This is a genomic window from Antarcticimicrobium sediminis, from assembly GCF_004348975.1.
GTDB classification, from domain to species: domain Bacteria; phylum Pseudomonadota; class Alphaproteobacteria; order Rhodobacterales; family Rhodobacteraceae; genus Antarcticimicrobium; species Antarcticimicrobium sediminis.
This window is the reverse complement of the sequence record NZ_SMFP01000005.1, coordinates 79,292-95,802: the sequence shown is the minus strand read 5'-3', so window position 1 is coordinate 95,802 and position 16,511 is coordinate 79,292. Positions and strand designations below refer to the sequence as shown.

Sequence of the window (16,511 nt, the reverse complement as noted above, 5' to 3'; positions counted from 1 at the left end):
CGCGCCTATAGAAACGGGATGACCGCGCGTGACCCCAAAGCCCTGATCCGTATCGCCCGCAATGGCAGCCCGGACACCGAAGCCGAGCCGTTGGACTTGGGCGTGCGGGTGCGCGAGCTGCGCAAGGCGCGCAACTGGACGCTGGAACAGGCCGCCAGTCAGGCCGGGCTGGCCCGTTCGACGCTGTCCAAGATCGAGAACGGGCAGATGTCGCCGACCTATGAGGCGCTGAAGAAACTGGCCGTCGGGCTGGAAATCTCGGTGCCGCAGCTGTTCACCCCGCCGCAGCGTGAACAGGTGAACGGGCGCATGGCCGTGACCCGCAGTGGCGAGGGGGCCGATTACGCCACCGCCACCTATGAACATGAGCTGCTGGCCGAGACGCTGACCAAGAAGCAGATGCTGCCCTATCGCGCCCGCGTCCGCGCCCGCAGCATGGACGAGTTCGACGGCTGGGTGCGCCATGACGGCGAGGAATTTCTTTTCGTGCTGACCGGGGTGATCCGTCTGTATACCGAGTTTTATGAACCCCTCGAGATGCGGCGCGGCGACAGCGCCTATTACGATGCCACGATGGGGCATAACGTGGTGTCGCTCAGCGAAGAAGACGCCACCATCCTTTGGGTCACCTCGCTGGCCTGATGGGGACCGTGTCTGTGCGGTGGCCCAGTTGGGCCACGGCCACGAATACGCGACCCAAAGCCGGGGTCACTCCTCCTCGTACCACCAGACATCGGGCATGAAATTGACCCCGTCGCCATAGATCGGAAGCCGGTCTTCGGGGTATTTCAACTGTCGGATATGGGCGATGCGGCCGACGTCGTATTGCCAGATCGGGATCACATAGCGCCCGGCAGTCAGCACCCGGTCAAGCGCGCGCACTGCGGCATTGAAATCGTCGCTGCTGTGCGAGGTCAGCAGGGTGTCGATCATCGCATCGGCGGCGGGCGACTCCATCCCCATCAGATTTCGGCTGCCGTCCTGCTGTGCCCCGGCGCTGCCCCAATAAAGCCGCTGCTCATTGCCCGGAGACAGGGTCAGGTCGCGGCGGAAATTGGTCATGTCGAAGTCATGTGCGGCGATGCGGGCGGCATATTGGGCATCATCCACCGTCTCGACCCGCAGCGCGATCCCGAGACGGCGCAGGGCCTGCGCATAGATATCGGTGACGCGCTGCATCTCGCCATCGGCCTGACGCAGCAAGACCGCGAAGGCGAACGGCGCCCCATCGGCCCTGCGCAAGATCCCTTCCTGTACGGTCCAACCGGCCGCGTTCAACAGGGTCATAGCCCGGCGCAGCCCGGCGCGATTGCGTGCGGTTCCATCGCTTTTGGGCAGGGTATAGCCCTCAAGCGCGCCGGGGGGCAGGCTGTCGGCAAACGGGGCAAGCATCTCACGCACCCGACCGGTTGCCGGACCGGGCCGCATGGCGAGGGTGGAACTGGAGAAATAAGAGGTGATCCGCGGCTGCACCCCGCCGGTCATCGTGTCGTTGATCGACTCAAAATTAAACGCCTCGATCAGCGCCTCGCGCACGCGCCAGTCATCGAACGGGGGACGGCGGGTGTTCATCACCAGACCAGTCATCCCCGACGGGCGCTGGTTGGGGATTTCGGATTTGACCACATTGCCACGCCGCACGGCGGGGAAATCATACTGGGTTTGCCATTTCTCGGCGTTGAATTCGCGCACCACCGAGAGTTCGCCGGCCTTGAACGCCTCGAACAGAACCGTGCCATCGCCATAGAATTCGATCCGCATCTCGTCGAAATTCAACGTGCCACGGCGAAACGGCAAGGCGGCGCCCCAATAGTCCGGGTTGCGGCGCAGGGTCAGGGACCGGCCCGCCTCGAAATCCGTCACCACATAGGCGCCGGTGCCGATCGGGGCCTCGGACAGGCCGGAGGCGGTGAAATCCTTGCCCTCCCATTGCGCCTTTTTCAGGATCGGCCGCATCCCGGCGATCAGCGCCAACTCCCGATCCGGGGTGGTGAAGCTGAGCCGTACAGAACGCGGGCCGACCTGTACGATGTCGGCGATCTGCGATTGGAACCCGCGATAGCGCAGATGGCCTTGGGTGCCCAAGGTCTCGTAGGACCAGATCACATCTTCGACCGTGACCGGGCTGCCATCGGAAAACCGGGCCTCGGGGCGCAGGGTGAATTCCACCCACGATCGGTCCGGTGCGGTTTCAACCGATTCGGCCAGCAGCCCGTACAGGGTAAACGGTTCGTCCCAGGACCGCCCCATAAGCGATTCGTAGCTCCAGAATCGGAGCTGCCAGGGGGCGGTGCCTTTCTGCACGAAGGGGTTGAGCGAATCGAATCCGCCGGTGTTGCCAAAGACCACCCGCCCGCCTTTCGGCGCCTCCGGGTTGGCATAGGGCAGGGAGACGAAATCCGCTGGAAGCGCCGGTTCCCCATACATGGCGATGCCATGCGAAGGCGCCGCCTGACAGGGTGAAGCGCCGAAAAACAAGGCGATTCCGGTCAGGGACGCCGCGATGAAGTGGAAAAGGCCCGGTCGCACTTTGGAAACAATCCGTTCTGCTCTGTTTTTATGAATGATGACGGTATCTTGGGATTCACGGCTTTTCAAACTTTTAGCTTGGAAAAAGGCTGGGAATTGCTTATAACTAACTCACTGCTCGATAGGTTTCTTGCCTGTATGAAACCTGCCTCAATAACTTGACGCCCGCCTTGTGCGGGCGTTTTTTTTGACCTGCGCGCCTGGTCTGGCCCGGACCTGGGGGGGGGCTGTGTCCGTCGCGGCAGGGGGCGACTCGCCCGGGATGACCCGGCCCGAAAAACCTGCTCCAGCGTCCTGCGGCAAACACGTAGTGCGCGGCTTTGGCGTTTTCTTCGCACCTACAGCGTGGCAAACTGCGGGGAAAGCAAACAAAGGGGCCTTTCATGTCATTGACCGGAAAAACTGCAATTATCACCGGATCGAACTCTGGGATCGGGTTGGGCGTGGCTTGGGAGCTGGCGCGCGCCGGGGCCGATGTGGTTCTGAACTCTTTCACCGACAGCGAGGAAGATCATGCGCTGGCCGCAAAGATCGCGGAAGAGACCGGTGTGAAGGCGCGCTATATCAAGGCCGATATGTCCGATGGCGCCGAGTGCCGTGCGCTGATCGAGCAGGCCGGGCGTTGTGATATTCTGGTGAACAATGCGGGCATCCAGTTCGTTTCGCCGATCGACGAGTTTCCGGTCGACAAGTGGAACGCGATCATCGCCATCAACCTGAATTCGGCCTTTCACACCACAGCAGTGGCCTTGCCGATGATGCGGGCGGCGGGCTGGGGCCGGATCGTCAACATCGCCTCGGCGCATGGGCTGACCGCCTCGCCGTTCAAGGCGGCCTATGTGGCGGCCAAACATGGGATCGTCGGCATGACCAAGACCGTGGCGCTGGAAACCGCGCAGGAGCCGATCACCGCCAACGCGATCTGCCCGGGCTATGTGCTGACCCCGCTGGTGGAGGCGCAGATCCCCGCCACCATGAAGGAATACGGGATGAGCCGCGAGGACGTGATCAAGAACGTCATGCTGGAGCGCCAGCCGAGCAAGGGCTTTGCCACAGTCGAACAGCTGGGCGGCACCGCCGTGTTCCTGTGTTCCGATGCGGCGGCGCAGATCACTGGCACGACCATCAGCGTCGATGGCGGCTGGACCGCAATGTAAGCAGAACAGGGATTGCCGGTTTTGATCGGCCGGCGATCCTGCGGGCGAACCGGGCTGCTATGACCTTTGAAGGCATCAGGGTCCGGGGCTGATTCCCTTTAGGAGAGGCGACAAGAAACAATGGCTGATCCACTTCGCATAAACCTCGCACTTCAGGGCGGGGGCGCGCATGGCGCCTTTACTTGGGGCGTGCTCGACCGGCTGCTGGATGAAAAGGGTATTGAGGTCGCGGCGATCGCCGGCACCTCGGCCGGGGCGCTGAATGCGGCGGCATTCAAGGCTGGAATGGTCATGGGCGGTCGGGACGGCGCACGCGAAAACCTTGACTGGCTTTGGGGCCAAATGGGCGGCATGGGCGACCTGCGGCTGACCACTTTAATGGGGGTGTTGGAGCCACCGCAGATGGCGCAGGGAATCGAATTTTCCTTGCCGTTCTCGCTGGCCGATACCTGGTCGCGGTTGGTTTCGCCCTATATGTACGGGCCGTTCTATTTCAATCCGCTGGAGCTGATCGTCAAGGCGATGGATTTCGACAGCGTTTGCGACGAGGCGGCGCCAGAGCTGTTCATCGGCGCCACCCGGGTCAGCACCGGCAAGATCCGGGTGTTTTCCGGGTCCGAGATCTGCACCGAGGCGATTCTGGCCTCGGCCTGCCTGCCGAACCTGTTTCAGGCGGTCGAGATCGAGAACCCCGAAACCGGAGAGACCGAGGCGTTCTGGGATGGCGGCTATACCGGCAACCCGGCGCTGTTCCCGCTGTTCCAGTCGCATTTGCCTTCGGACATCGTGGTGGTGAACGTCTATCCATTGGAACGGGCCGAACCACCCCGGTCGCCGCAGGAAATCGCGGACCGGATCAACGAAATCAGCTTCAACTCCTCGCTGCTGCGAGAGTTGCGCTCGATCGATCTTATCCAGCGTCTGATGGATGAGGGCGAGTTGCGTCGGGACCGTATGAAGCGGGTCCATGTGCATATGATCTCGGACGACAAGCTGATGCGCGAACTGTCGGTGACGACCAAGATGATGCCGATGCCCTCGGTTCTTGCACGCCTGAAACAAGCCGGTCGCGATGCCGCCGAGCGATTTCTCGAGCAGGGCGCGCAACATATCGGCAAGCGCAACAGCGTGGATCTGAAACAGATGTTCGACTGATCTGCGCTTGCGGATATGGGTTAGCGGATACAGCCTAGCGAATACGCACCGCTTCGTCCGCTTCAAGATAGGCCTCTTCCTCGGGGGTCAGGTCCACCTTGTCAAAGCCGGTGATCATCGGGCGCACATGGGCCCGGAACGAGCCGCCCACGCTGAGCAGATAGACATGCGCCAGCACAAAGGCGGCGATGGCATAGGCCGACAGCAGGTGCAGGTTGGCCGCAATGGTCAGCCAAAGCGTGGCATTGGGCACGCCGGACCAGTAATTATAGGTCAGATAGATCACCCCGGTCACCCAGATCGCCGGAAACAGCATCAGTTTCAGCGCCAGATAGGTCAGCGCCTGCAACGGGTTGTGCTTGCGCCAATAGGCCTTGCGATAGGGGTGATGTTCGCCCTTGAAGATGCCCCAGGCATAGAACCGCGCCACCTTGACCAACCCCTGCGTGGTGGGCACGTAATGCACCCAACTGCCGGTGGTGATGTGCCAGAAGATGGCAAAGATCCACAGCACGATCAGCGCCAGTGCGGCGATGATATGCAGCATGACGGCGGGACCGAACGGGATCAAGGGGTTCAGCCCGTTCACCGCCAGCCCGGTGAACAGCAGCCCAAAGATCAACGCCATCTGCGTCCAGTGCCAGAAGCGTTCGAACCGCGGGTAGATCTTGACGAAACGTTCGGTCATGACGCGTCTCCGTTCTTGCGGGTGAACAGGCGGCCGAGGGCGTGGATCAACAAGGCCAGGGCGGTTGCCACAACCAGGGCAATGCCGAGGATTCCGGCGGTGCTGAACGGGGTGCGGCCAGGCATGTAGACGCCGTCGATCTTGGCCATTCGCCCATCAGGGGCGTGGCATTCGGCGCAGTCAACCGCATCCTTTGCCGGGGCGACCATATGGGTGATGGGCCAGTACATATGGGTATCGACGAAGCCGTATTCCCCGGAGTACTCGACCCCGGCGGCCTTCATTCCCGCCGCGATCGCCTTGCCCCAGTCGTAATTGCTCCACAGGGCGGTGTCGGTGTCCGGCCCCCAGACATGGCTATAGGCGAGGTGGTTCAGCTTGGAGTCATAGGCCTGTCGCCCCTCCAGCCGTTTGAACGGCCAGATACGACTGTCGCCATCCTCGGGGCTGCCCGAGATCTTGTTGACCTCGACGATCTGGCTGGGATCGATGGTCTGGTCGCCGGTGGTATATTCCACCTGACCGTTGAACCAGGCGTAGAGCGGCTGCACGTTCTCTTCCCAGACGAAATCGCCCTTGATGGACAGGTAGGTGTGGCGCGGCTTGCCATCGCCCTGGGTGTAGTTTTCGAGCGCAAGCGGCTTGCCGTCGTCGCCCAGCTTGCCGGCAGTGGACCAATCCCATTCCATCTTGGTGGCAACGCCCCCGCGGGCGAATTCGGGGATGTGGCAGGTCTGGCAGGCCAGCTTGTCGGTGTGGTCGTTCAGCTTGACGCCCTTGAGCGAGGCCGGGTGTGGTGCGGTTCCGTGGCAGCTTTGGCAGGTGGCGACATCGCGCCGCTCATGCGGCATGCCGGGGCCTTGGGTGTCGGTCGCCATGACGTCATAGCGCGAGCCGGGCCATTTGTGTTGCTTGCTGACGTGGCAGTCGGAACAAACCATGTTGCCGCCCTCGGACGACATATGCACATCGACGTCGCGCGATGGGTCAAACAGGACCGAGGACAGATCGCCGTGTTTCACGTTGTCGCCGCCACCGCCGTAGAAATGGCATTGGCCGCAGTTTTCGCGCCCCGGCGGGCCGACGCTTTGTGCCGCCTTGGCCAGATCGACCGGCCAGGCCTCGGCGCCCGTGATGGTCTTGGTGCCCGGTTTCACCGGCGCGAGCGGCGGCAGCCCGGCCCCGGTCGAGGTTTTGGTATATTGCCCAGAGCGGTCGTGGCAGACCAGACAATCGGGCGTCACCGATTCCTGTTGCGGGCTCTGCGCCATGTCGTCCCAGCCATATCCGGCGTGACACGAGGTGCAGCGCGGCTCATTGCCGACGACATTGCCGCAAAAGGCGTTGATCACATGGCGCTTGCCCAGCAGTTGGCCGGTTGTGGTGTTTTCGAACTCCCAGTTGAAGTGGATCGAATGCATCACCTGATCGTCTGCCTCGGTATGGCAGGACACGCAGGCCTCGGTCACTTCTGGGCCAGAGGTGAACTCTCGTTGCAGGATCTTGAACTTGGAATGATCGGCCGAGCTGTCGCTGCCGGGAATGGCAGGTGCGTCGCTGCTTTGGGCCTGAGCCTGAGCATAGGCCTGATGCGGGGCGGACAGGACCACCATGACGCAGGCAAGGGCCGTCAAGACACGAAGTCGCAAAGGAATTCTCCCAAAGGCCAAAATACGGATCTAAAATCTATCTTCTTTAAGACCTTTGATCTTGGCCTTGATCCAAGTCAACGCCGCGCAAGTTTGGGGGCGAAAACCGGAGGGGATAGGACAAGAACCGGTACGGACCGGAGAGCCCGGCCATCCAACCCGGTCCAGTCATCCGATATTTATTCGGCGGCCTTACTTTGCGGGCGCGTCGGATCCTTGCTGTTGGGATAGACCAGCCCGGCCGAGATCACCAGTTTCGCCGCATCCTCGACCGACATGTCCAGCTCGGTCACGTCCTCTTCGGGGAAATACAGCAAAAAGCCCGAGGTCGGGTTCGGTGTGGTCGGGACAAAGACGCTGATCAGACGACCACCGGTTTCGGCGCGCTCGGACACTTCGCCCTTGGCGATGGTCGAGACAAAGCCGATCGCCCAGATCCCGCGTCTTGGATATTGAACAAGACAGGCTTTCTCGAACGAGCGTTCTGATTGCGCGAAAACGGTTTCCGAGATCTGCTTGATCCCGGAATAGATCGACCGCACCACCGGCATGCGATTGACCAGCCGCTCGCCGAAATTGATCAGCGAGCGCCCGATGATGCCCTTGGCGACCCAACCGACGATGATGGTGAACAGCAAGAAGATGATCACCCCGACGCCGCGCAGGTTGATCCCGATATACTGTTCGGGGCGCATCTGTTGCGGCACCAGCGGCAGCACCACGCCGTCGATCCAGCCGATGATGGACCAGATCAGCCAGATCGTCAGCCCCACCGGGGCGATCACGACCAGACCGGTCAGAAACGACCCCCGCAGCCGGGCGAAAAGGCCCCGTCGGCGATGCGGTTCTTCGTCAAATGGGCTGTTCATCGGTGTTCCATCCTGTACCTCGCGTACCTAGGGTCTTTGCGGGGCCGGTACAATGGCTTGCGGGGCCTCCGACGACATCCTGTGCGGTTCCGGTTGCTGTTGCCCGCCCTAGCTGGACACCCTGCGCAAGGATTGGGCAATCTCTGCCGCGAACACGGCGTTGTTGCGCACCAGCGCCACATTGGCCCGCAGCGACCGCCCGCGCGTATGCTCAAAGATGCGATCCAGCAGGAACGGCGTCACTGCTTTGCCGGTGATGCGTCTTTCATCGGCTTCGGCCTGGGCTGCCGCGATGATCGGGGCAAGGGTTTCAGCCGGGATTTCATCCCGGGTCGGGATCGGGTTTGTCACCAGTTGCCCACCGGGTATCCCCAGCGACTTGCGCGCCGCATGGGCCCGCGCAATGGAGTCGGCGTCGTCCATGCGCAACGGCGCGGCAAAGGGCGAACGGCGCGACCAGAAGGCAGGAACCATATCCTGACCGCGCACGATCACCGGCACCCCGAGGGTTTCCAGCACTTCCAGCGTCTTGCCGATATCCAGAATCGCCTTGGGCCCGGCAGAGACGACCGTGACCGGGGTTTGCGCCAGTTCCTGCAAATCGGCAGAGATGTCAAAACTGGTCTCGGCGCCGCGATGCACGCCGCCGATCCCGCCGGTGGCAAAGACCGAGATCCCGGCATGATGCGCCGCGATCATCGTGGCCGAAACTGTGGTCGACCCGGTGCCGCCGGTGGCCAGACAGGCCGCCATGTCGGCGCGCGAAAGCTTGGCCACGTCCGGAGTGCTGCCAAGGGCCTGCAGCATTTCAGGTTCCAGCCCCACATGCAGCCGACCTTCGATCACCGCGATGGTCGCAGGTGTTGCCCCGGCGGCGCGAATATCGGCCTCGACCTGGGTCGCGACGGCGACGTTCTGCGGATAGGGCATGCCATGGGTGATGATCGTGCTTTCCAGCGCCACCAGCGGTTGCCCGGAAGAACGGGCGCGCGCAGCTTCGGCGGAAAAGGTCATGTAAATCATTACTGTGTATCTCCTGAAACGTGTCGGGCGGCGGCAACGAGCGCGCGGCTCAATGCCGCTTCGCGTCGGTGGCCTTTGGCTTCGGCGGCAATATGGGCCGCCATGAATGTGTCACCTGCGCCGGTGACGCGGGCAACGGTGACTTGAGGCGGGGTGTGGCTGATCACGCCTTCGGGGCTGGCCTCGGCGGCGGGGCCGGCCCCATCTGTGACCAGAACCCTTGCCGCGCCCTGCGTCAGCAGCGCCGCGGCCGCAGATTCGGCATGGTCGAACCGGGTGGCGCACAGCAGCCCGGCCTCTTCGAGATTGACGTAGAGCGTGCAGCGCGGATGGCTCAGAAACGGTGTCAGACGCTCGGCCTTGCCCGGCGAGGCGGGGGCGACGCGAAGATCCGCAGCGGCAAAGGCCGGGCTGTTGGCGATCTCGGCCAGAAGCGAGGCTGTCAGGTTGCCGTCCAGCGCGATGGTGCCGGCAAAGGGCGCATCCGCATGGCCCAAGGATCCGTCGCTGAGTGGCGCCAGAATGCGCGCACCTGCCGCTTCGAGCGACGCGGCATCGGCGATCGCGGCGATCAGCCCGTTGGCCCCTTCGACCGCCATATAGCGATCGGTCGGCAGATCGGCAGGCCGATAGATGTGATCGGTCCCCACGCCGTGCTGCGCGCAGGCGGCGATCAACTCATCGCCCTCACTGTCGCGGCCAACCGCGCTGAGCAATGTGGGGATCTGTCCGAACTGCGCCAGCGTTCGGGCGATATTCATCGCCACCCCACCGGGAAGCCGCGTGATTCGCCCCGGCACGTCGGCGCCTTGGCGCATTGGGCCGGGGGCCCGGCCGATCATGTCCCAAAGGACACTGCCGATGCACAGGATTGGGGAAGGAGAGCGTTGGGTCATGCCGCAGTTTGTGGCGTGATTAATCGCAGCGTGCAAGCACCCGAGGCGGAGAGGGCGCAGAAAAATCCCTTGCCATCCAATGGGTTTTCGGACGGGCAGGGCTCCGCCTGCGGATGAGGCAGTTACCCCAGACTGGCGGTCAGGGCCTTCAGCGCCGCAGCCGGGTCATCGGCACCCCAGATCTCGTCTCCGATACCAAAGAAATCGGTATGCGGGGCAAGGGCCGCAACGCTCTCGGGGGTGAGCCCGCCTTCGGCCACCACCGGCAGTTCGATCATCTGCGACCACCAGTCGAACAGTTCGACCTCGGCGCGGGTGCCATCGCCAAGCGTGGTCAGGCCAAGCGGACCAAAGCTGATGTAATCCGCGCCCGCTTCGCCCGCGGTCATGCCATCGTGGCGCGAGGTGCCGCAGAAACTGCCGACGATCGCGTCGGCCCCAAGCGTCTTGCGCGCGTCGCGGACCGAGCGGGCGGCATCGCTGAGATGCACCCCATCGAGCCCGAGCCGCTGCGCCAACAGCACATGGTCGGTGATCACCAGCGCGATATCGCGGGCATGGGCCAGTTCGCGCAGGCTGTCGGCAGCGCGCGCGACCTCGTCCTCGTCATGGCTGGCAAGGGTCAGGCGGAGGCAGGCGACCTCGGCAGTGTCAAGCACGCGCGACAGGGTGTCGGGAAACCGCTCCAGCTCAAAAGCGGGGGGGGTGATCAGGTAAAGCTGTGGCTTGTCGGGGGCGTCCATGGTGGCGGTCCTAGGATGATTTTGCGCCGGTTTAACGAATTGCTGCGGCGAAGGGAAGATTGCGCCTTTGACGGGGGAATTGTTGTGAACGGACACGGGCGACTTGCCCCGCCCGTCGTGTCGAAGTAGAGCAGGGCGGGTTTTCGCGCGGTTTATGATCGCCGTTTTTCGACTGCGCTCCGGTGCGATATGTCCACGATTTGCGACCCTCTGAGACCTTCGACAAGGAGCAGCCTATGCCCAGCGCCAAATCCAGTGCCTCCCCCCAGCCCGCCTTTGTTCTTGTGCGCCCGCAGATGGGCGAGAATATCGGCGGCGCCGCCCGTGCGATGTGGAATTTCGGGCTGGACCGGATGCGGCTGGTTGCCCCGCGCGATGGCTGGCCCAACCCCAAGGCGGCCGCGATGTCGAGCGGCGCCGGGCGGCTGCTGGACGAGGCGGGATTGTTTGACGACGTGGCAAGTGCGGTGGGCGATTGTACCTATGTCTTTGCCACAACGGCGCGGCAGCGTGGGTTGACCAAGCCGGCATTCAGCCCCGAACGCGCGATGCAACTGGCCGCCGAAAAGATCGCCGCTGGCGAAAAGGTGGCGGTGATGTTCGGGCCTGAGCGGGCCGGGCTGGAAAATGACGACGTGGCGCGGGCCAATGCGATCATCACGGTGCCGGTGAACCCGGAGTTTGCCTCGCTCAATCTGGCGCAATGTGTGCTGTTGACCGGCTATGAGTGGCGCCGTCAGGTCGCGCAGGTGACCCATGAAACCGTTGAGATGGGGCGCGCCGACTGGGCCAGCAGCATCGAGATGGAAAAACTGGCCGAGCATTATGAGACGCGGCTGGAGCAGGCCGGGTTCTTTTTCCCGCTGGAAAAGGCCGAGAGCATGAAACTTACCCTGCGCAACCTGTGGGGGCGGATGCAGCTGACAGGGGCCGATGTGCAGATGCTGCACGGGGTGATGCGCCAGATGGTGCGCTGGAAAGAGCGCGGCGACTGAGCCGTAATCCGGATCAGCCGCCGCGCAGCATCAGGGACTCTTAGCGCCCTTTATAGATGATCGTGCCGTTCGGTTTGATCATCCGGATTTCGTTGTTGTCCGTGTTGCCGCGCTGCTGCGGCTGTTGTTTTTGCTGCTGCTGCTGCTGCTGCTGCGGGCGCTGGGTCTGCTGTTGCTGGGTCTGGCGTTGAGGCTGCTGTTGGGTTTGCTGTTGAGTTTGCGGCCTCACCCGCTGCGGTGTCTGCTGTTGCGCTGGCTGTTGCTGGTGCTGTTGTACCGGTTTGCGGTGCACCTGCTGTTGCACCGGTTTGCGCTGCGGCTGCGCAGGCTGTCTGGGTGCGGCGGTCTGCGGTGCCTGATCCCTCAGGTACGATCCGAAAACCCAAAGCAGCAGCCCCTCTGTCGTTTGCACCTGCGCCCAATCGCCCCGCTGCTGGATCACCGAAAGTCTGGTCCCCGGGGCAAGCACGCGCTTGGCGGCATAATGCGATCCGGGCCCTGAACGCGCGTTCAGGTTTACGCCTTGCTGGACATAGCGAAAGCTGTCGGCGCTCGCGGCACCGGTGCCAAGCGCCAAGGCCGTGGCAACTGCGAGCGGGGCAATAAGGCGATGAAACATGAGAGAATCCCTAAAATGATTTCGTGGTCGAGATATTCTTTCATTGTCCCGGCTTCGAACTTCCGTCGCAGGTTTCCGAATGTTTTCGCATTTTGCCGCCCGGACCACCTTGGATCAGACCGGAGACAGTCAACCGAGCCGAAGGCCAACGACGGGACGCGGGCCGATGTTTCCGGTTCTGTACGGGGGACTGCGCCGGATGGTTCAGCGGCCACGGCGGGAGGGGGGCGGATCAGCGCCCCTTATCGGCCCTTGTAGATGATCATGCCATCAGGGGTGACCCTTCGGATTTCGTTGCTGTCCTGATTGCCCTGTCGCTGCGGCTGGGTCTTGGGCTGCTGTCGCGGCCGGGTCTGGACCTTCGGCTTCTGGCGCGGTTGCGTCTGGATCCTCGGCTTCTGGCGCGGTTGCGTCTGGATCCTCGGCTTCTGGCGCGGTTGCGTCTGGATCCTCGGTTGCTGGCGCGGTTGCGTCTGGATCCTCGGTTGCTGGCGCGGTTGCGTCTGAACCCTTGGCTGCTGACGCGGTTGCGTCTGAACCCTTGGCTGCTGACGCGGTTGGGTCTGAACCCTTGGTTGATGACGCGGTTGGGTCTGAACCCTTGGTTGATGACGCGGTTGGGTCTGGACCCTCGGCTGTTGGCGCGGTTGGGTCTGAACCCTCGGCTGCTGACGCGGTTGCGGTTGGACCCTTGGGCGCGGTTGAACATAGGGCCGGGGATAGGGTTGCGGCTGAACCCAGCGCGGTGGCGGCGGGGGGGCGATGTAGCGGGGCGGCGGCCTGAGGAAGATCGGCGGTGCCGGACGCCGGGGCAAATACGACGGGGCGTCGATCAAATAGGAAAAATACACCCAAAGCATCATCCCGTCGGGCGTGCGAACCTGTGCCCAGTCGCCGATCCGCGTGATGATTTGCAACCGGGTGCGTGGGGCGAGAACATGATGGCTGCGATAGCGTGTACCGGGGCCAATCCGCGCATTCAGATAGATACCGTCGCGGACATAAAGATAACCATCGGCGCGTGCATCACCGGCAGACAGCGCCAATGCGGCAATCAACATCAGTACGGCAAGGACGGGGCGCAACATATCGAACCTCCCAAAGCACGGCCCGCACGACGGTGCGGACATATTCCTTGTATTTGATGTAAGGAGACCTGAGGTTGAAAACAATGTGATGGTATCAATGCCCCGCATTTGACGCACCCTCGCCAGTCGCCTCACGCGGCACCGGGTCGCCCATAGCGCGATCGCATTGTCCTGACCCGCTGCCCGGTCTACATGGGGACAACAGTGTTAGACAAAACGGACAGGGCGACGCCATGGCAACGAAACGCTCCATTTTCGAAGAGGTCGGTGACGGGGAGGTCGCGGCAGAACGTGCGGCCCAGCCCGGCGCGATTGATCGTGGCCGACGCGGCGCGCGCAAGGGCATCCGGGCCTGGCTGATCGTGATCTTCGTGCTGGTGGTGGCGATGATCGCGGTAGGCGGGCTGACCCGGCTGACCGACAGCGGGCTGAGCATCACCGAATGGCGCCCGATCACCGGGGCGATCCCGCCGATGAGTGAGGTCGAGTGGCAATCGGAATTCGACAAGTACAAACAGATCGACCAGTGGCGCATCGAAAACAAGTGGATGGAGCTGGCCGATTTTCAGGCGATCTATTGGTGGGAATGGGGGCATCGGCAGTTGGGCCGGCTGATCGGGCTGGTCTGGGCCGTTGGCTTTCTTGGCTTTCTTGTCGCCCGACGCATCCCGACCGGCTGGACCGGGCGGCTGATCATTCCGGGCGCGCTGGGCGGGCTTCAGGGCGCGATCGGCTGGTGGATGGTGACCTCGGGCGTTACGCAGGGCGAGGGGATGACCTCGGTTGCCTCGTACCGGCTGGCGACGCATCTGGGTCTGGCCTTTGTCATTCTTGGCGTCATCGCCTGGTATGTGTTCCAACTGGGCCGTGAGGAACGCGACCTGATGCAGGCGCGCCGGGGCCGCGAGGCCAAGCTGTTCAGCCTTTCCACCGGTCTGATGCATTTCGCCTTTCTGCAAATCCTGCTCGGGGCGCTGGTTGCGGGGATTGATGCGGGCCGGGCCTATACCGACTGGCCGTTGATGGGGGGGCAGATCCTGCCGCCCAACCCCTTCATGATCGAACCGCTTTGGCGAAACTTTTTCGAGAACCCGGGGTTGGTCCAGTTTATCCACCGTGTCAGCGGCTATCTGCTGTTGGTCTTTGGCGTGGTGGTCTGGCTGCGCGGGCGACGCTCGTCGCATGCGGCGACACGTTTTGCATTCAACGCCGTCTTTGCGGCGCTGCTGCTGCAGGTGTCGCTGGGGATTGTCACCGTGATCTATGCCGCGCCGGTCCATGCCGCGCTCACCCACCAGATCGTTGCGGTGCTGGTCTGGGTGCTGATCCTCCGGGCGCGGTTCCTGTCGCAATATCCTGTCACAAAATCCATCCGCGAGGGCTGATCCATGAGCGCATATGAAGATCTGATGCGATTTGAACACGACACGCAGGCGCTGGCACAGATCGCTGGCCGCCTTGGCTGGGATCAGGAAACCGTGATGCCGCGCGGCGCCAGTGATCAGCGCGGCGAAGAAATGGCCGCGATCGAAAGCGTGCTGCATGCCCGCCGGATCGACCCGCGCGTGGGCGACTGGCTGGGCCAGATCGACGATGGGGCACTGGACACCGTCGCGCAGGCGCAGATGCGCCATATACGGCGCAGCCATGCCCGCACGATGAAGATCCCCGCCGATCTGGCCGCCACGCTGGCCAAGGTAACCAGCAAGGCGCAAGGCCAATGGGCGCAGGCCCGCGCGGATGAAGACGTGGCGGCCTTTCTGCCGGTGCTGGAAGAGGTTGTCGCGCTCAAACGGCAAGAGGGGCAGGCGCTGGCCGATGGTGGCGATGTCTATGATGCGATGGTGGACGATTACGAACCCGACATGGGCGCCGCCGATCTTGCGGAGATGTTTGATGCCATGCGCCCACGGCTGGTGGCCCTGCGCGCTTCGGTGCTGGCCGCCGAGGCCCCCAAGGCGCTGAGTGGGCATTTTGCCAGCGACAAGCAGATGGCCCTGGCGGCAAAGCTCGCTTGCGTATTCGGCTATGACATGACCCGTGGCCGGGTGGACAAGGCGGTGCATCCGTTCAGTTCCGGCTCGGGGCAGGACGTGCGGATCACCACCCGCACCAATGAGCTGGACCCGTTCAACTGTTTCTATTCCACCATCCACGAGGTCGGGCACGGCTGCTATGAGCAGAATATCGACGAGGCCTATCTGTTGACGCCGCTGGGCGGGGGCGTGTCGATGGGCGTGCATGAAAGCCAAAGCCGGATTTATGAAAACCAGCTTGGCCGCTCGCGCGCCTTTACCGGCTGGTTGTTTGGCCAGATGCGGGAGACGTTTGGCGACTTTGGTCTCGACAGTGCCGAGGCGTTTTATCATGCCGTCAACCGTGTGAACGACGGCTATATCCGCACCGAGGCGGACGAGGTGCAATACAACCTGCATATCATGCTGCGGTTCGATCTTGAGCGCGCGCTGATGCAAGGCGACCTTTTGGTCGGCGATCTTGAGGCGGCTTGGAACGACCGGTTCAAGGCCGATTTCGGCTTTGATGTCGACAAGCCGTCAAACGGGTGTTTGCAGGATGTGCATTGGTCGGTCGGGCTGTTTGGCTATTTCCCGACCTATTCGCTGGGCAATGTCTATGCCGGCTGCCTGCATCAGGCGCTGCGCAAGGCGGTGCCGGATCTGGACGATCAACTGGCGCGCGGCGAGACCGGCGGTGCGACCGCGTGGTTGCGCGAAAACGTGCAGCAACATGGCGGGCTGTTCCGCCCTGCCGAGGTGATCGAACGGGCCAGCGGCATGACCCCCGGCGCTGCGCCGTTGATGGACTATCTCGAAGCGAAGTTCGGCGACATCTACGGGCTGTAGCGCAGAAAGGCCGGGGATCGAGGACGTGGTTTGTCGATCCCCGGCCAGCTTGAGATGCAGGCCGCTCAAGAAAACAAAATCATCGGAGATCATCTTATTTAACGGATAAAAAATCGTTAAAACGGATATTACGTCAGGTATAAAGACTTTCCGGGCGCAAGAGACCTCCCAAAGATCTTTGACTTGTCACGCGACGCCCCTAAACCTTCCGTAAGGAACTACAGAAAAGGCCAGAC

General features: G+C 62.8%; 14 protein-coding genes. 6 read left to right on the top strand and 8 right to left on the bottom strand.

The features are described from left to right. The first annotated feature begins 18 nt into the window (after positions 1 to 18). Complete coding sequence (locus E1B25_RS09470; protein WP_132828724.1) at positions 19 to 642, top strand: helix-turn-helix domain-containing protein; 624 nt, start codon at positions 19 to 21, stop codon at positions 640 to 642. 66 nt (positions 643 to 708) lie between these two features. Here the strand turns inward: E1B25_RS09470 and E1B25_RS09465 are convergent, their stop codons facing one another. Continuing rightward, on the bottom strand, positions 709 to 2,529 hold the full coding sequence (locus E1B25_RS09465; protein ID WP_132828722.1) for an extracellular solute-binding protein: 1,821 nt from the start codon (positions 2,527 to 2,529) through the stop codon (positions 709 to 711). Positions 2,530 to 2,912: 383 nt separating this feature from the next. On the opposite strand from E1B25_RS09465, the gene E1B25_RS09460 reads away from it, so the two are divergent. After that, the gene (locus tag E1B25_RS09460; RefSeq protein WP_132828720.1) at positions 2,913 to 3,686 is read left to right on the top strand and encodes a 3-hydroxybutyrate dehydrogenase; all 774 of its coding nucleotides are present in this window, start codon (positions 2,913 to 2,915) and stop codon (positions 3,684 to 3,686) included. 120 nt (positions 3,687 to 3,806) lie between these two features. After that, positions 3,807 to 4,841, top strand: coding sequence for a patatin-like phospholipase family protein (locus E1B25_RS09455; protein WP_132828719.1), 1,035 nt, complete (start codon positions 3,807 to 3,809; stop codon positions 4,839 to 4,841). 34 nt (positions 4,842 to 4,875) lie between these two features. Here the strand turns inward: E1B25_RS09455 and E1B25_RS09450 are convergent, their stop codons facing one another. The 6 genes from E1B25_RS09450 to E1B25_RS09425 all read right to left on the bottom strand — a co-directional run bounded on the left by E1B25_RS09450 (position 4,876) and on the right by E1B25_RS09425 (position 10,709). Next, on the bottom strand, positions 4,876 to 5,529 hold the full coding sequence (locus E1B25_RS09450) for a cytochrome b/b6 domain-containing protein (RefSeq protein ID WP_132828717.1): 654 nt from the start codon (positions 5,527 to 5,529) through the stop codon (positions 4,876 to 4,878). Further along, complete coding sequence (locus tag E1B25_RS09445) at positions 5,526 to 7,163, bottom strand: tetrathionate reductase family octaheme c-type cytochrome (protein WP_206338522.1); 1,638 nt, start codon at positions 7,161 to 7,163, stop codon at positions 5,526 to 5,528. Before E1B25_RS09445 ends, E1B25_RS09450 begins: the two co-directional genes overlap by 4 nt. 194 nt (positions 7,164 to 7,357) lie before the next feature. Then, positions 7,358 to 8,047: a DUF502 domain-containing protein gene (locus E1B25_RS09440; protein WP_132828715.1), complete on the bottom strand. Its 690-nt coding sequence runs from the start codon at positions 8,045 to 8,047 to the stop codon at positions 7,358 to 7,360. Positions 8,048 to 8,155: 108 nt separating this feature from the next. Continuing rightward, positions 8,156 to 9,070, bottom strand: coding sequence for a pseudouridine-5'-phosphate glycosidase (locus E1B25_RS09435; protein ID WP_132828713.1), 915 nt, complete (start codon positions 9,068 to 9,070; stop codon positions 8,156 to 8,158). Further along, on the bottom strand, positions 9,070 to 9,966 hold the full coding sequence (locus tag E1B25_RS09430; protein ID WP_132828711.1) for a PfkB family carbohydrate kinase: 897 nt from the start codon (positions 9,964 to 9,966) through the stop codon (positions 9,070 to 9,072). The genes E1B25_RS09435 and E1B25_RS09430 overlap by 1 nt, the downstream gene beginning before the upstream one ends. A 122-nt stretch (positions 9,967 to 10,088) precedes the next feature. Further along, the gene (locus tag E1B25_RS09425) at positions 10,089 to 10,709 is read right to left on the bottom strand and encodes a thiamine phosphate synthase (RefSeq protein WP_132828709.1); all 621 of its coding nucleotides are present in this window, start codon (positions 10,707 to 10,709) and stop codon (positions 10,089 to 10,091) included. Between the two features lie 236 nt (positions 10,710 to 10,945). Here E1B25_RS09425 and E1B25_RS09420 point away from each other — a divergent pair, with 236 nt between their 5' ends. Continuing rightward, positions 10,946 to 11,704 (top strand): RNA methyltransferase, encoded by a 759-nt coding sequence (locus tag E1B25_RS09420; protein WP_132828707.1) that lies wholly within the window; start codon positions 10,946 to 10,948, stop codon positions 11,702 to 11,704. 40 nt (positions 11,705 to 11,744) lie between these two features. Here E1B25_RS09420 and E1B25_RS09415 read toward each other — a convergent pair whose 3' ends face one another. Continuing rightward, positions 11,745 to 12,281, bottom strand: coding sequence for an SH3 domain-containing protein (locus tag E1B25_RS09415; protein ID WP_165937589.1), 537 nt, complete (start codon positions 12,279 to 12,281; stop codon positions 11,745 to 11,747). Positions 12,282 to 13,644: 1,363 nt separating this feature from the next. Between E1B25_RS09415 and ctaA the strand changes: the two genes are divergently transcribed. Then, positions 13,645 to 14,796, top strand: a complete 1,152-nt coding sequence (gene ctaA, locus E1B25_RS09410) for a heme A synthase (RefSeq protein WP_132828703.1) — start codon at positions 13,645 to 13,647, stop codon at positions 14,794 to 14,796. Between the two features lie 3 nt (positions 14,797 to 14,799). Further along, on the top strand, positions 14,800 to 16,275 hold the full coding sequence (locus E1B25_RS09405; protein ID WP_132828701.1) for a carboxypeptidase M32: 1,476 nt from the start codon (positions 14,800 to 14,802) through the stop codon (positions 16,273 to 16,275). Positions 16,276 to 16,511 lie beyond the last annotated feature (236 nt).

Excerpts from the sequence above, each read along its gene's own strand:
- E1B25_RS09470 (WP_132828724.1), top strand. The coding sequence starts at position 19 with ATGACCGCGCGTGACCCCAAAGCCCTGATCCGTATCGCCCGCAATGGC.
- E1B25_RS09460 (WP_132828720.1), top strand. The coding sequence starts at position 2,913 with ATGTCATTGACCGGAAAAACTGCAATTATCACCGGATCGAACTCTGGG.
- E1B25_RS09455 (WP_132828719.1), top strand. The coding sequence starts at position 3,807 with ATGGCTGATCCACTTCGCATAAACCTCGCACTTCAGGGCGGGGGCGCG.
- E1B25_RS09450 (WP_132828717.1), bottom strand. The coding sequence starts at position 5,529 with ATGACCGAACGTTTCGTCAAGATCTACCCGCGGTTCGAACGCTTCTGG.
- E1B25_RS09440 (WP_132828715.1), bottom strand. The coding sequence starts at position 8,047 with ATGAACAGCCCATTTGACGAAGAACCGCATCGCCGACGGGGCCTTTTC.
- E1B25_RS09435 (WP_132828713.1), bottom strand. The coding sequence starts at position 9,070 with ATGATTTACATGACCTTTTCCGCCGAAGCTGCGCGCGCCCGTTCTTCC.
- E1B25_RS09430 (WP_132828711.1), bottom strand. The coding sequence starts at position 9,966 with ATGACCCAACGCTCTCCTTCCCCAATCCTGTGCATCGGCAGTGTCCTT.
- E1B25_RS09425 (WP_132828709.1), bottom strand. The coding sequence starts at position 10,709 with ATGGACGCCCCCGACAAGCCACAGCTTTACCTGATCACCCCCCCCGCT.
- E1B25_RS09420 (WP_132828707.1), top strand. The coding sequence starts at position 10,946 with ATGCCCAGCGCCAAATCCAGTGCCTCCCCCCAGCCCGCCTTTGTTCTT.
- ctaA (WP_132828703.1), top strand. The coding sequence starts at position 13,645 with ATGGCAACGAAACGCTCCATTTTCGAAGAGGTCGGTGACGGGGAGGTC.
- E1B25_RS09405 (WP_132828701.1), top strand. The coding sequence starts at position 14,800 with ATGAGCGCATATGAAGATCTGATGCGATTTGAACACGACACGCAGGCG.